Annotated in this window: 9 protein-coding genes and 1 pseudogene; 3 read left to right on the top strand and 7 right to left on the bottom strand. The window is 72.3% G+C overall.

Annotation, left to right across the window (positions count from 1 at the left end; translation table 11 throughout):
- The first annotated feature begins 25 nt into the window (after positions 1-25).
- Together ACQEVM_RS17565 and ACQEVM_RS17560 are read left to right on the top strand one after the other, a co-directional pair.
- Entirely contained in the window at positions 26-3,550 is a 3,525-nt protein-coding gene (locus ACQEVM_RS17565; RefSeq protein WP_433080075.1) for a DNA polymerase III subunit alpha, read from the top strand.
- Positions 3,547-4,590 carry a DNA polymerase Y family protein gene (locus ACQEVM_RS17560; RefSeq protein WP_433079732.1) on the top strand — a complete coding sequence of 348 codons (1,044 nt, stop codon included), beginning with the start codon at positions 3,547-3,549 and terminating at the stop codon, positions 4,588-4,590. Before ACQEVM_RS17565 ends, ACQEVM_RS17560 begins: the two co-directional genes overlap by 4 nt.
- A gap of 33 nt (positions 4,591-4,623) precedes the next feature.
- On the opposite strand, the gene ACQEVM_RS17555 is transcribed toward ACQEVM_RS17560, so the two are convergent.
- On the bottom strand, positions 4,624-5,721 hold the full coding sequence (locus tag ACQEVM_RS17555) for an acyl-CoA dehydrogenase family protein (protein WP_433079730.1): 1,098 nt from the start codon (positions 5,719-5,721) through the stop codon (positions 4,624-4,626).
- Positions 5,722-5,898: 177 nt separating this feature from the next.
- Here ACQEVM_RS17555 and ACQEVM_RS17550 point away from each other — a divergent pair, with 177 nt between their 5' ends.
- The gene (locus ACQEVM_RS17550) at positions 5,899-6,762 is read left to right on the top strand and encodes an esterase/lipase family protein (protein ID WP_433079728.1); all 864 of its coding nucleotides are present in this window, start codon (positions 5,899-5,901) and stop codon (positions 6,760-6,762) included.
- Positions 6,763-6,814: 52 nt separating this feature from the next.
- Here ACQEVM_RS17550 and ACQEVM_RS17545 read toward each other — a convergent pair whose 3' ends face one another.
- From ACQEVM_RS17545 to ACQEVM_RS17520, 6 genes and pseudogenes are all read right to left on the bottom strand, one after another.
- Positions 6,815-7,912 (bottom strand): lytic polysaccharide monooxygenase auxiliary activity family 9 protein, encoded by a 1,098-nt coding sequence (locus ACQEVM_RS17545; protein ID WP_433079726.1) that lies wholly within the window; start codon positions 7,910-7,912, stop codon positions 6,815-6,817.
- Positions 7,913-8,297: 385 nt separating this feature from the next.
- On the bottom strand, positions 8,298-8,780 hold the full coding sequence (locus ACQEVM_RS17540; RefSeq protein WP_433079724.1) for a DUF402 domain-containing protein: 483 nt from the start codon (positions 8,778-8,780) through the stop codon (positions 8,298-8,300).
- Positions 8,777-9,358: pseudogene (locus ACQEVM_RS17535) on the bottom strand (GNAT family N-acetyltransferase); the annotation flags it as partial. The gene ACQEVM_RS17540 and the pseudogene ACQEVM_RS17535, both read right to left, overlap by 4 nt.
- A 2,623-nt stretch (positions 9,359-11,981) precedes the next feature.
- Positions 11,982-12,164: a hypothetical protein gene (locus tag ACQEVM_RS17530; RefSeq protein ID WP_433079722.1), complete on the bottom strand. Its 183-nt coding sequence runs from the start codon at positions 12,162-12,164 to the stop codon at positions 11,982-11,984.
- Positions 12,165-14,002: 1,838 nt separating this feature from the next.
- Positions 14,003-14,248 carry a hypothetical protein gene (locus ACQEVM_RS17525; protein ID WP_433080081.1) on the bottom strand — a complete coding sequence of 82 codons (246 nt, stop codon included), beginning with the start codon at positions 14,246-14,248 and terminating at the stop codon, positions 14,003-14,005.
- Positions 14,194-14,574, bottom strand: a complete 381-nt coding sequence (locus ACQEVM_RS17520; RefSeq protein WP_433079720.1) for a helix-turn-helix domain-containing protein — start codon at positions 14,572-14,574, stop codon at positions 14,194-14,196. The genes ACQEVM_RS17525 and ACQEVM_RS17520 overlap by 55 nt, the downstream gene beginning before the upstream one ends.
- Between the last annotated feature and the right edge of the window lie 164 nt (positions 14,575-14,738).

Genomic DNA, 14,738 nt, shown 5'->3' with positions numbered 1-14,738 from the left:
GAGAGATGGTTTTTTACGCAAAAAAATCTCCTGCCCACTAAAAGTCGTTTCGGGGTTCTCCGCACGCTACGGAGGCTCACACCCGGAACGGCTCGCGGAACGCGCCGCGGAGCGGGGCATGGACGCCCTCGCCCTCACCGACCGCGACACCCTCGCGGGCGCGGTGCGCTTCGCGAAGGCCGCCGCGGGGGCCGGGGTCCGGCCCCTGTTCGGAGTGAACCTCGCGGTCGCCCCCGCCGCCGACGCGTCGCCGTCCGGCGCCGGGTTCCCCGGGGGCGCGGGGTCCGGCGGGGGCGGTACGTCCCACGCCGAGGCCTCCTTCCGCCGCCGCACCCCCGTCCGGGGCGGCGCCTTCGTCGACGAGTCCGCCGCCCGGGCCGTCTTCCTCGCCCGGGACGGAGCCGCCGGCTGGGCCGAGCTCTGCCGGCTGGTCACCGCCGCCCACGCGGGCGCCCCCGAGGTCCCGCTGGTGACCTGGGACGCCCTGCGCGAGGCGCTCGGCTCCTTCGGGCTGAGCGGCGTGTTCGTCCTGCTCGGCCCCGACTCCGAGGTCGGCCGGGCGCTGGCCGCCGGCCGCCCCGACCGGGCCGCGCGGCTGCTCGCGCCCTGGCGGGAGCTGTACGGGGACGCGCTGCGCCTGGAGGCCGTCCACCACGGCCGCGCCGGCGCCGACGTCGACACGGGCCCCGGTTCGCTGCGCCTCGCCGCGCGCACGGTCGGCTTCGCCGTCGAGCAGGGCGTCCCGGCCGTGGTCACCAACGCCGTCCGCTACGCCGACCCAGGCCAGGGCCCGGTCGCCGACGTCCTCGACGCGGCCCGCCGACTGGTTCCCGTGGACCCCCGCAAACGCCTGGACAGCGGCGAACGCTGGCTCAAGGACCCCGCCGCCATGGCCGAGGTCGCCGACCGGATCGCCCGGGCGGCCGGCCTGCGCCCCACCGACGCGCGCCGGCTGCTCGGCGAGACCCGGCGCACCGCCGACGCCTGCGCCGTGGACCCCGAGGACGACCTGGGCATCGGCTCCGTGCACTTCCCCGAGGCCCGGCTCGTCGGCGCCGGCCACCGCACCGCCCAGCGGGTGCTCGCCTCCCGGGCCTCCGCCGGCATGGTGCTCCGCGGGTACGCGGACGACCACACGTACTGGGACCGGATGCACCGGGAACTCGACGTCATCGCCTACCACGGCTTCGCCTCGTACTTCCTGACGGTCGCCCAGGTGGTCGACGACGTAAGGGACATGGGCATCCGGGTGGCCGCCCGGGGCTCCGGCGCCGGGTCCCTCGTCAACCACCTCCTGGGGATCGCGCACGCCGACCCCGTCGCGAACGGCCTGCTGATGGAGCGCTTCCTGTCCAAGCGCCGCCACGTCCTGCCCGACATCGACATCGACGTGGAGTCCGCCCGCCGGCTGGACGTCTACCGGCGGATCATCGACCGGTTCGGCGCCGAACGCGTCGCCACCGTGTCCATGCCCGAGACCTACCGGGTCCGGCACGCCATCCGCGACGTCGGCGCCGCCCTGTCCATGGACCCGGCCGCCGTCGACCGACTCGCCAAGGCCTTCCCGCACATCCGGGCCCGCGACGCCCGCACGGCCCTCGCCGAACTCCCCGAACTGCGCGACGTGCGGGGGGAGTCGTACGGCCGGCTCTGGGAGCTGGTCGAGGCGCTGGACGCACTGCCGCGCGGGGTGGCCATGCACCCGTGCGGGGTGCTGCTGTCCGACGCCTCGCTGCTCGCCCGCACCCCGGTCGTCCCGAGCGGCGGCGAGGGCTTCCCGATGTCCCAGTTCGACAAGGACGACGTGGAGGAACTGGGACTCCTCAAGCTGGACGTGCTCGGCGTGCGGATGCAGTCGGCGATGGCCCACGCCGTCGCCGAACTCCGGCGCGCCACCGGCGAGGAACTCGACCTGGACGACCCCGCGCAGGTCCCGCCGGGCGACCCGGCCACGTACGAGCTGATCCGCTCGGCCGAGACGCTGGGCTGCTTCCAGATCGAGTCCCCGGGCCAGCGGGACCTGGTGGGGCGGCTCCAGCCGGCCACCTTCCAGGACCTGGTCGTCGACATCTCCCTCTTCCGCCCGGGGCCGGTGGCCGCCGACATGGTGCGGCCCTTCATCGAGGCCCGGCACGGCCGCGCCCCGGCGCGCTTCCCGCACCCGGACCTGGCGGACGCGCTCCGCGAGACGTACGGGGTGGTGGTCTTCCACGAGCAGATCATCGAGATCGTGCACGTCATGACCGACTGCGGTCGGGACGAGGCGGACCGGGTGCGGCGCGGACTGTCCGACCCGCAGTCGCAGGGCCGGATCAAGGTCTGGTTCGCGGCGACGGCGAGCGCGCGCGGCTACTCGGCCGAGGTGATCGCCCGGACCTGGGAGATCGTGGAGGCCTTCGGTTCGTACGGGTTCTGCAAGGCGCACGCGGTGGCCTTCGCCGTGCCCACCTACCAGTCGGCCTGGCTCAAGGCCCACCACCCGGCTGCCTTCTACGCCGGGCTGCTCACCCACGACCCGGGGATGTACCCGAAGCGGTTGCTGCTGGCCGACGCCCGGCGGCGGGGCGTGCCCGTGCTGCCGTTGGACGTGAACCGGTCGGCGGTCGCCCACCGTATCGAACTGGTGTCCGATCAGCGGTGGGGGCTCCGGCTTGCCCTCGCCGACGTCCACGGCATCGGCGGGGCCGAGGCGGCCCGGATCGAGGCCGGACAGCCCTACGCCTCGCTGCGCGACTTCTGGGACCGGGCCCACCCGGGCCGCCCCGTGGCCGAACGACTCGCCCAGGTCGGGGCGTTGGACGCCTTCGGCGCGAACCGCCGTGACCTCCTGCTGCACTTGACCGAACTGCACGGGGCGCAGCGAGCCACCGGCGCCCGGGCGAACACCCAACTCCCCTTGGAAGGAGGCCGGTCCACCGCATCCGTCGGTCTGCCCGACCTGACCGACGGCGAACGCCTCAGCGCCGAACTCGGCATCCTCGGCATGGACGCCTCGCGTCACCTCATGGGCGACCACCAGGCCTTCCTGACCGAACTCGGCGTGGTCCCGGCCGCCCGGCTCCGCGACGTCGAACACGGGCGGACGGTACTGGTCGCCGGCGCCAAGGCGGCCACCCAGACCCCGCCGATCCGATCCGGGAAGCGGGTCATCTTCACCACCCTCGACGACGGCACCGGACTGGTCGACCTGGCCTTCTTCGACGACAGCCACGAGACCTGCGCCCACACCGTCTTCCACTCCTTCCTGCTGCTGGTCCGAGGCGTCGTGCAGCGACGCGGCCCACAGAGCCTGAGCATCGTCGGAGCGGCCGCCTGGAACCTGTCCGAACTGGTCGAACTGCGCGGGGAGGAAGGCCTGGAGGCGGTCACCGCCCGACTGTCCGAACCGGCCCGTGAGCGCGCCCCCCGGCCGGACGGCGAACCGGACGGCCGCCGCATCCACCTGGCGAACGGCTACGAGATGAACCCGTGGGCCGACCTCCGGCCGCCCGGCGAGGGCGCCGCGACCGGCCGCAAGCTGTGGCACTCCAGCCCGGGGAGCGCGGGATGAGCGCGATCCTGCACGTACGGTGCGCCCCGACGCTCACCGGCGAGGGCTACCGGGAGGTCCTGGAACTGCTGCGGGAGTTCTCCCCGCTCGTCCAGGCCCTGCCGCCCCGCGCCGCCCTGGTCCAGGCGCGGGGAGCCCAGCGGTACTTCGGCATCGAGGCCGCCCGGATCGCCGAGGTGGTCCGCCTGCGCGCGGTGGCCCGGCTGGGCACGGACGTACGGATCGGGGTCGCCGCGACCTGGGCCCTCGCGGCCATGGCCTCCGCCCGGATCCCGGGCCCCGGCGGGGTCCTGGCCGTCCCCGACGACCCGGACGCGGTGGCCGGCTTCCTCGGGCCGCTGCCGGTGGAGGCGCTGTACGGGCTCGGCCCCCGACAGGCCGAGGCGCTGCGCGGGTACGGACTGCACACCGTGGGGGCCCTCACCCGGGTACCGCCCGGTGTCGTCGAACGGATCCTGGGCAAGCGGACCGGCCGGCTGGTCGCCGAGCGCGCCCGGGGCGTCGACCCGCGCCCGGTGACACCCCGGGACCTGCCCTCCTCGGCCGCCGTCAGGAGCGGGTTCACCCGGGAGGAACTGGACGGCCCGCACGCCAGGGCCACCCTGCTCGCCCTGGTCGTCCGGCTCGGCGCGCTCCTTCGAGGGCGCCGGCAGGCGGCCCGCTCCCTGTCCCTGACCCTGCGCTTCGCGGGCGGCACCCGCTGGGAGAAGACCCGGCGGCTCGCGGAACCCTCCGCGCACGACGAGGACCTGCGCACCGCGGCGTACCGGCTGATGGACGCGGCGGGCCTGCAACGGGCCCGGCTGACCGGGATGGTGCTGAGGGCCGAGGACCTGACCGGCGCCGAGCGGGTGGCCCGGCAGATCTCCCTGGACCCGGTACGGGAATCCCGGCTGACGGTGGAGGCGGCCGTCGACCGGGCCAACGCCCGCTTCGGCGCGGGCACGGTCCGCCCGGCGGCCACCTTCGGGGCGGGCGCGATCCGGCATCCCGCCGCGGACGCGATCCGGCATCCCGCCGGCCTCGGCAGGGCCTCGTGACCCGGCGGGCCCCGACGGTGCCCGGCCGGTGGATCAGGGGCCGTCCACCATCAGCCGGGCCACCTCGCGCTTGAGCCCGCCGGTCTGGGCCTGGATCAGGTGGAACTGGGCCTCCCGCGAGAGCCGACCCGCCGTGTTGCCGTACTGGACCGCGCGCCCGCCGGCCACCGCGACGCAGGCCGCGGCGGCCCGTACGGCCAGGTCCAGGCTCTCGGCCCGCAGCCGCAGCCGGTCCGCGGGCCGTTCCCCGGGCGGGAGCTCGTCCCGCAGCGCGTACGCCTCGGCGCGCAGCCCGGCCGCCCGGTCCGCGATCCGCAGCCCGAGGTCCTCGTACCCCTCGAAGCCGAGCAGGAAATCCGCGGTGGCGCGCAACTGCCCGAAGACGGCGGGCTGGGCATCGGCGTTCTCCAGGTCGTACGCCCGCACCCAGTCGGCCCGCGGTTCCCGGACCACCACCTCGGCGTCCGGCACGAACACGTCCCGGACCTCGACGGCCGCCGTGCGCGTGCCCCGCATCGCCCACAGCGGAGCCGACGGCGCCGACGCCAGCCCGGCCCCCGGGGCGCAGTCCACCGGCGCGAACAGCACCTCGTCCCGTGACGTGAGGGCTCCCAGGTACACCACGTCGGCCAGCCCCCAGCCCGTCATCCACGGCACCCGCCCCGACAGCCGCCACCCACCCGACTCCCGCTCCGCGGTGACGGGCGGTCGCGGATGGCGCAGGAAGGCGAACCCGGCCGTGGCCCGCCGGTCGCCGCGCGCCAGGGCGGGCAACCAGGTCTCCCCGAGCGCGGCGTCACCACCGTGCAACAGCCCCTTGGCCAGGGCGTGGTGCTGCGTCCACACGAACCACGTCGACGGGTCGGCGGCGGCCAGCAGCTCGTGCACCTCCCGCGTCACCCGCCGCGCGGTGACCCCGCTCGCGGGATCCGGTTCGTATGCGATCAGCCCGTAGGCGCCACACGCCGCGAGCGCGTCGAGGTGCGAACGCGGCACCCCCGCCTCGGCGGTCTCCTCCACGCACGGGCTCAACACGCGCACCGCGATCTCGGTGACGGCGGCGACCAACGGATCGACCGCCAGGTCGGGCGGGGTGGCCAGTGCGGTTCCGGCGCCGGGGACCGTTTCCATGCGGGTCATTCTTCTGGTGCGGGGCCGGCGGGAGCCTCGACACGCGAGTTTTTACCGACGCGTAACTTCCAAGTCTTGCTACTCGCCCGTAATTTAACGGCAGCAGCCCCCCTTGTGATCCGGATCACGGGACGAACCCCCACGCCCTTTCCCCTTGACCCGCAAGGAGATCACACGATGCTGCCCTGGAGACGACTGCTCCGCCCGCTGGCCGTCCTCGCCCTCACCACCGCCGCGCTCGTCGCCCCCACCACCCCCGCCGCGCAGGCCGCGTCGGCGCCCGGCAGCGGCTGGAACAACTGGTCCTGCCGGCCGACGGCCGCGCACCCCCGCCCCGTCGTCCTCGTCCACGGCACCCTGGGCAACTCCGTCGACAACTGGCTGGGCTTCGCCCCGTACCTCGTCAACCGCGGCTACTGCGTCTACTCCCTCGACTACGGGCAACTCCCCGGCGTGCCCTTCTTCCACGGACTCGGTCCCATCGAGAAGTCCGCCGCCCAACTCGACGCGTTCGTCACCAAGGTGCTCGCCGCCACCGGAGCCGCCAAGACCGACATCGTCGGCCACTCCCAGGGCGGCATGATGCCGCGCCACTACCTGAAGTTCCTGGGCGGCGCCGCCAAGGTCAACGCCCTCGTCGGATTCGCCCCCGACAACCACGGCACCACCCTGAGCGGGCTGACCCGACTGCTCCCGTACTTCCCCGGCGCCGAAGACCTGATCAGCTCCGCGACCCCCGGCCTGGCCGACCAGATCACCGGATCGGCCTTCATCACCCGCCTCAACGAGGGCGGGGACACCGTTCCCGGGGTGAAGTACACCGTCATCGCGACCCGGTACGACGAGGTGGTCACCCCGTACCGCAGCGGATTCCTCGACGGACCGAACGTGCGCAACGTCGTCCTCCAGGACCTCTGCGCCCTGGACATCTCCGAGCACGTGACCATCGCCCTGACCGACCGCATCGCCTGGCACGAGGCGCTCAACGCCCTCGACCCGACACACGCCGAACGGACCACCTGCGCCTCGGTCTTCGAGTGACGAGGCGCGGGCGGTCCGTCCGGACGGCCTGACGAGGCTTTGACGACAGGGCCTAGCGGCCGTGGCGGCCCGCGGCGCTCCGGCGGCGGGCCGCCCCGAACAGCACGGCCGCGCCGACGGCCAGGGCGCCGGCCCCGACGATCGCGATCGTCGGGGTGGCGCTGTTGCCGCCCGTCTCCGCGAGGTTGCCACCCTTCGGGGCCACGGGGGCCACGGGGGCCACGGGGGCTTCCGAGGCGAGGAGGGGAGCGGCGGCGTTCCTGGCGTTGGTCTTCGGGTCGTCGTCACCGTGGCCGTGGTGCTCCACCGAGGACTTGACCGCGCCTGCCGCGATCTGCTGGTCCGTGGGCGCCTTGGCCAGGGGGCAGTCCTCGTCGGTGCCGGGCACGCCCGTACCGGGCCTGGTGCCGGGCTTGTCGCCGGGCGCCTTCGACGGCTTGGCGCTCCCACCGGTGCCCGGCTTCGCGCTCGGGCCGGTACCGGTACCGGTACCTGTTCCCGTACCGGTGCTCGGCTTGCCACCGGGCTGCGCGCCGCCGGTGCCGGTGCCCGTGCCGGTGCCCGCGCCGTTGTCCTTGCCGAAGACCACGTCGGAGCAACTGTAGAAGGCCTCCGGGCTGTCCGAGCGCTGCCACACGCTGTAGACGAGGTGGCGGCCGCTCTTCTTCGGGACGGTGCCGGAGAAGACGTAGTCGCCGTTGCTCATGCCCGGGTCGGTGACCTTCACGAACGGCTTCGACTCCAGGTCGGACCACTTCAGCGGCTTCGTCGGGTCGTAGCCGTCCTTGGTCACGTACAGCTCGAAGGACCCCTTGTGCGGGGCGGTGCCCTTGTAGCGGAAGGTGTGCGGGCCGGCGGTCATCGAACCGGCCGGCCAGTCGGCGCGGGGCAGGTCCAGGCCCTTGTACTTGGCGTTGCCCGCCGAGCACAACTGCCCGTCGGGGATCAGGGACTTGCTCTGCCCGGCCGCGTTGGCGATGTTCACCGCGTTCCAGTCGTAGAACGCCTGCGCCCCGCTCGCCGCCACCGCCGCCTTGCAGGCGGCCGACTTCGGGGACTCCGGGCCCTCCGCGTAGCACGCCGCCACCCGGCTCACCGGGTCCGTCATCGAACCGTGGGCGGACGCGGGCACGGTGGCGTACGCGGCCACCGCGAGCGGGGCCAGGCCGACGGCGGCGATTCGGGGCGGCGGTACGGCGTGCGTGGCGCATGGATGGAACTCCTCTGGGCAAGGCGGCGGAACGGGCTGAACGCGTCAGGGGCGGGCCGGTGCGAGTCGGCCGGGCCGACGCCGCCCCTCACGGGTCGCGGCGCGGCCCCGGGCTCTCCCCGGCTCGGCCAAGCTAGCCTCCCGAAAGCCCCGTTCGGCCCGGATCCGGCGCCGATCGGAGATCCTTAGGGCGCACTTAAGGCAGGGACAAGCGCCACCTCAGGAACACGCCCGCACAGCCTCGGGAACACGCCCGCACAGCCTCGGGGCACGTCCGTGTGACCTCGCGAACGGGCCCCGGGGCGAGTCGCGAGACCGCGTCCGCTCAGCCGAGGAGCGCGGCCAGACCGGCCGGTGTGCGGGACCGGCGTTCCAGGGCGTCGAGCGCGCGGACCGCCTCGCCGGCGGCCTCCGGGTCGGTCACGGAGAGTCCGCTCGCCTCGAACTCGTCCTCGTCCAGGCGCAGCACCAGGGCCCCGTCCGCCGAGACCCACAGGTCCAGGTCCAGGTCCTCGACCAGGATCTCGCCGTCCCGGACCACGGCCGGGCGGGTGATGTCGCAGTACCAGCCCTTCAGGACGCCCTCGCCCGTGCGGACCTCCTTGACCGCGTACCAGCGCTCGCGCCAGAAGTGCTCGGTGAACACGTCGCCGGGCTCGAAGCGCACGAACCCGAAGTCGCGCACGGTGGCGGCCGCCCAGGGAGCGCGTACGGAGATCCGGTCGCCGGTGTCGGCGAGGAGCTCGGCCGGATAGCGGATCTTGGTGCGGCCCGCCTTGGTGAGGGTGACGTCGACGTGCTCGCTCATCGTGCCGTGGGCTCCAGACGCTTGGTGAAACGGGTCTCGGTGGCGCGGTTCTCGTATCCGAACCAGGAGTTGATCGCGAGCATCGGGCCGTTCCCGGCGTCGTTGCCCGTGAAGGCCTCCGTACAGCCGGCCGCGACCGCCCGGCGCAGGGAATCGATCTTGGCGAGTTTGGCCAGGCCGCGGCCCCGGTGGGCCACCAGGGTCCCGGTCATCCCCGAGGCGTAACGCCCCGTGCCGTCGGTCCGGGCGGCGGTGAACGCGGCCGGCTCGCCGTCGACGAGGACGACCGTGGTCAGCTCCTTGTCGAGCGAGGGGTCGTGCCAGACGCCGCTCAGCCAGTCCTCGTAGTCGTCCAGCTCCACCGGCAGGTCGCCCGGCTCGTCCCGGCTCACCGCCGCGTCGGCCTCGTACAGCGGGCGCGGATCGTCGACGAAGGCGGAACCGGTGCGCAGCTCCACCCCCGGCGGCAGCTCGGCCGGATACGGGGGAAGGGAGGCGGTGGCGAGGTCCAGCCGCAGGAAGTGGGCCGAGCGGCCGGGACGGTAGCCGTGCCGCTCGGCGAAGGCCCGGTGCCCGGGCTTCGGTCGAACGGCGGCGGCGACGTCTGGCGAGCGGGGGCGCGCCCCGCGCGCACCCCTTCCAGCGTAGCTTCCGTAACACCGCGCGCCGGCCAGCTCAGGCGATCTCCACGTGGACCGCAAGTCCCCTGGGACGCGGATTCGCGAGCAGGCTGAGTTGACAGCGATGATCGCGCCGCCCGGCCGAGCACCGGCGTTGGTGGCCTTACACAGCACCCTGCTAGCGCTCCGATATTCCCGACTGGCCCTGCGTGTGGCCTGACCACCCCGTAACGGCCCATGGGAGCCTCTTCCGAGGTGCCCGAGGGAGATCCCTTGCGACCACCCGCTGCAGGAAGACGAGTCGACGCCGCGATCGCGAGCCCTTGAACGCTGGGTGCGGCGGCGGCAGCACGGTCCGAACGTCTTGCCGAGCCTCAGGTCGCAGGCCGCAAGGTGGGCGACTCATCCGCAAGGGAGCGCGCACCGTCGTACGCGGCGACGCGCCACGGACGCACTGAGGTGGGCGGCCCCACGGACAGTCATCCACGGGGATTGGTGAGCGGTCATTGACGAGGCACCACGCAGCGACGTGCCTGCGACCCGATGCGCGAGCGCGCGGAGCCCACGAAACGAGAACGCACCTAGGCCGGACTTTGGCAGAGATCTGACAGTCAGGTGGCGGGAGACCACAGTCACGGACCGAACAGGAACACGCGGCACTGACCGCCCATCGTGTATACGTCTCTGCAAGCCTCTGACACAACGACGGCGGACCTGCGAGCTATGGGATCGGCGTTGGCCGGGGCCGGCGACCGAGGCAGGCGAGTGGAGCCGCGGGCTCAGCCATACGATCTAAGGAGGCTACACGCGGGCGCACGAGAAGTCGTGGTCACGCACCTCGCGGCAGCACGTCGCGTCCGGCTTTCCGACGCGCAGCTCAGCGGGCTGGCGGCGAAGCACGGGTCGCGCGCGAAGGAAGCCTGAACTGCCCGTAAACGCGACCTGGCAAGGGACGACGGGTCGCCACGACGTCGAGTCAGCCGTGTGCGCCCCGTGAACTCGTCGCGCGCCACCCCAGTCGGACGCGAACCTGCGAGCCTGCAACGACACCGACGTGTGTTGGCGAGCACGGCGCAATCTGCCCCACCGGGACGCGCGAGCCCTCCAGCAGCGGCCCGGCTGTACGGCGGCGCAACCGCTGAGCGAAGAGACTCGACCCCACCGAGCGTAGCGAGCCGTGCACATCTTCGCGGGCTGAATGGCTCACGTCGGGCTCGAGCTTGGAGCGGCAGCCACGCGAGACGCTCGGCGACCGGACGACGCGGAGAAAGCGGGTCAGAGTAGGTGGACCCGCGGACCATCCTTCTATCCGGGTCGTCCGCGGCGACGAGAGCGAGCGCCCCACCCCTCCGTGAACGGGCGTTGCGATCGACACAAGGTTCTGACTTCTCGCGGCTGCGGTGGTTACGGAGCGGGGGCATTGTCTTGGGGCTCTCTCGGTCACGACTGGCAGTGCCATACTGTCCTCGTGGCCGGGACACGTCGCCCGTCGAACCCGCGGTCCGGGCGAGCAGAGTAGAGGAAGCTAGACCCGCGGGCTTCCTCATTCATGCCCTCGCCCGTCCTCGCCCGGGATACCGTCGTCCGATCGAGTTGAGTACGGCAGCCGCGACTCATCGAAGACAGTCTCGGTTAGCCCCAGAGCGGAGAGAGTTGCAACGGAACTGAACCACGACTACGCCACAAGGTAGTTCCCGGGTCGCTCTGGCTCAGGGCGGACTCTACCAGAGGTCTTATCCGGGCATTGAGCGGCTCCCTCCACGAAACTGGCGCCCCGGCGGGTCGTCAGCCGAGATGGGCTGAGGACTGCCCTGATCGTTCTCTCTCCGGGGCGGGGCGCCATTTTTCTGTGTCGCGCCGCAGGAGGACGACACCAGGAGCCGCAGCCTGGGTGCGAGTTGCGCGCAATCAGTTCAGGAAGCCTGCGTCCGCGCACTCGGCCAGAGCCGTCATATGACAGGGCAGAAGAACCCGCCGTTCGTCAGATCGCGCCCTCGCTGAGGGCCCGCAAACCGACCAGGACTCTTTGCTTCGCCAGGGTCCGCAGCAGTACGCTCGCTGCCCCGCCCGTCCGGAATCCGCGAGAAACCCGGGCTCGGCCGAGGCACAAGGGCTCAGCCCACCGCGCGGAGCTGCGGCGGCTCGGGGCCGGCCCGGCGTGAGGCTCGGGTGAGGACTTCTCCTAGCGCGGCAAAACGCCGGGCGTAGCGTGCACAGGGCACGGCCGCGATCCTGTTCCGTCGTACCCGGTCTGGCCGACGAGTGGGAGGCGCGGCGTTCGCGGCGCGGAAACCACGGTCCACGATACGCCACACGACGGCGGAAGCTGCGCGAGAATCTCCATGATCCAGGTGTCCACGGGCCGATCCAGCTCCGGCGATCCGCCCATCACGGCGCAGCCGCCCGCCGCCGAGGCACGGGGTGTGCTTACGAGCGGAGATACACTGAGGGCCTCCAGCTTTCCGCGCACCGCGCCGTCAAGGTCTTCCCATTCGGCCTTGAGCCCCGACCAACCCTGGCGGAAGCTTCCCAGGACACAGCCGAGGGGCGCACGCCTGGCGAGAACGCCCTCGCCGAGCGATCAGTTGGGCCCCCAGTTGCCGTCCCGGACGTCACCGATGACCACGCGCACCCCGAACGGCGTCTCGCACAGGTCGTACAGGTCGCCCCCAACAAGAGCGCCGCCCTCACCGGCCGCGTAGTACCCGGCGGCCCGCACGTGGGCGAGGCGGGGAGGCACCGCGCGCAGCAGGGTCCGCTGCATCGCCCTCGGCCACCGAGTTCGCCCGGATCAGGTGTCCTTCGGTGTTCTGCCGCTGCCGGGCGAGCAGGACACTGACCAAGCCGATGGCCAGGGTGGCCGTGTACAGGGCCACATGGTGCTGCTCGCCGAAGTGGCCCGGGCGGCCTGTCGCCATCAACACCTGCAGCCCCAGACAGGCGAACGCCGACCATGCGGTCGCCCTCGGTCCGCGTGTCGCCGAGACCAGTGGGGGAACACCGGTGAGCAGGAAACTCACCGGCTCCTGTCCCTTGGACGGCCACATCCGCGATCAGGACAAGGAAGACCAACGATGAACGGCATCCACCAGATCCAGCCCCCGGCGTGAGAAGAAGGGGCACCAATGCGGCAGAGGCAGACGAGTGCGCACCCGCGCACTCTAACCATGGGCCGCAGGATCCCCAGCCCATGACGGGGCCAACCCAGGAATGGAGAATCCCGCCACGTGTGCACAACGCACGCGGCTCTCCTCTGGGAAGGCCGGCAAGGCCAGAGGTGTTCCTGGCTAGTGCTGTGACCGGAAAGGTTCGCCGGGGTGGGGACTCGGGCTGGGCGACTGCTAAGGGATGGAGCGTCGTCGCCCACGAGCGGAAAGGTGCGAGAGCCTCGGTGGAGTCGCCGTCCGCCTCACGGCGTCCCGCCGTCCACCCGGAAACCGGTGCGCTGGTAGCCGGTTCGATCCTCGACCGCGAGCGGGAGCACCGAGACGGCCACCCCCGATCGGGAGAACCTGCGGGGCGACGTCCGGTGCGCCGGCCCCGCCCCGTCCAGCCGGACTTCATGCACACGGTTACTGACCACCCTCATGCCCGCCCTCACCCCGCTCCCAACGGATCCTGACCCGCAACCACCTTTCCAGCGAGTTCGGCTGAGGAATTCGGGTCGCCATCGCGCCGGTAGACCGCTTTCTGCGACACGGGCAGAACTGGTGCGGCGGCTTTTGCGCCGCCAGTTGTTGTTCTGCGCGGGCGCGGGTTGTGGCGAGGCGTCAGCAGTCGGTGCCGGCCTCCTCGCGCTCTCCCGGGACCGCTGACACCCGTTCCCCGCCGCCGCCCAGGACCGGCCGGCCCGTACGGACTCACGCCGGCGCCCGACCGGTACCGGATCCACGATCCACACGTCCCTCCGACCACGCGGAAGCCCGATGGCGTTCGGCCACCGCACGGACCGTCGCAGCCCCGGACAAGACCCTCGTCAAAGGTGAACAGCACTCCGTGTCGCCCAGCCGCATCCGCATCCGCAGTCCGCAAGAACGTTACGGCCTACGTCGTTCGGTCACCCGGGCGAACACCGGCGACCGCTCCCTGCTCGCCTCCGCACTACGCGAGGGTCGGAGGAGGCCGGTATCCCGCCGGGGGCCCTGGGGCTGACCCGACAGGTTCTGGGCGCGCCCGATCGACATCGACGTCCACAGGATCAGCCCGAGCACGGACAAGGGCGAACCAGGGCACCTGCACTACGACTGCCGCTTCGTGTTCTACCTCGCGCAGGAGCAGGCCCCTACGCTCAACCTGCAGCAGCCGCTGTGGTCCATGGCCGTCGTGCCCGCTTGTTGGAGCGTCGGGCGCGTTGTCCGTGCCCGTCCTCTACACACCGTGGCGCTGCTGCTCGGGGCGCGGACAAGGCCCATCACGCAGGACAGCCGCGTGCTCTTGCCCGAACCGCTCGGTCCGCTTTTCGGTCCGGGGACAGGTTGCTCTGGTCGGCTCGACGGACAGACGTGGCGCGGGGCGACACGCAGGCGTGCCGCCCCGTGAGAAGTCAATCACCGGCACGTGCCGGTGGTATCAGGGTGCGTACGGGCCCGGACGAGGCGCCGGTCAGGGTTTGAGGATCGCGGCCTCGACCCGTTCCAGGAGCCACCGCGTCCCGCGGTCGACACCCCACCCGAAGGTCCCGGTGGCGAGGGCGAACTGGGAGTTTCGGAAGTGGAAGTAGATGATCCGGGCCGCGTCGGTCACCGGGAGTCCCTCGGCCAGGCCACCGATCCTGTCGATGCCCTCGGTGATCGTCACCAGCGCCCGCAGATGTCGCTGGTCGGCGACTGCGAGGAACTCCGCGGCCACCGGTGAGCTGGCGGCCGGCGCGCTCGACGATGCCCATGATGTCGCCGGCCTCTGCGGTGAGCGCGACGTAGCCGTCGGCCAGGGCCTTGAGCTTGGCCGGACCCGTGGTGGCTCCAGCCGCGTCGGTGATGATCCGCTCCACCGTCGGGCTCGTGGTCCACACGTCCATCAGCGTCCGGAGCAGCCCCGCCTTCCCGCCGCACTGGGCGTAGACGGTGGCTGCGGAGGACCCGTGCCTCGCGCGCGATCTTCTCGACCGTGGTCTGCTCGTAGCCCTGTGCGGCGAACAGCTTCCGAGCCGCCTTGATGACCTCCTGCCGGGTCATCTCGGCATTACTCGTCCCGACGATTCGCTGGTGGTGTGTGCTGCGACAACGCCTTGATTCCCTTCTCGTTCGCCGCTCGTCCGTCATCCGAGGTGACGTGTCCTCGGTGAGGTGCCGTCTTTCAGCCATGGGGCCTTCTGACGACCGAACTTGGCTCTGGCTGG

The organism is Streptomyces sp. CA-243310, from assembly GCF_050936775.1.
Taxonomy (GTDB): Bacteria; Actinomycetota; Actinomycetes; order Streptomycetales; family Streptomycetaceae; genus Streptomyces.
The sequence above is the reverse complement of the archived record's forward strand: the minus strand, read 5'-3'. Positions and strand labels throughout refer to the sequence as shown.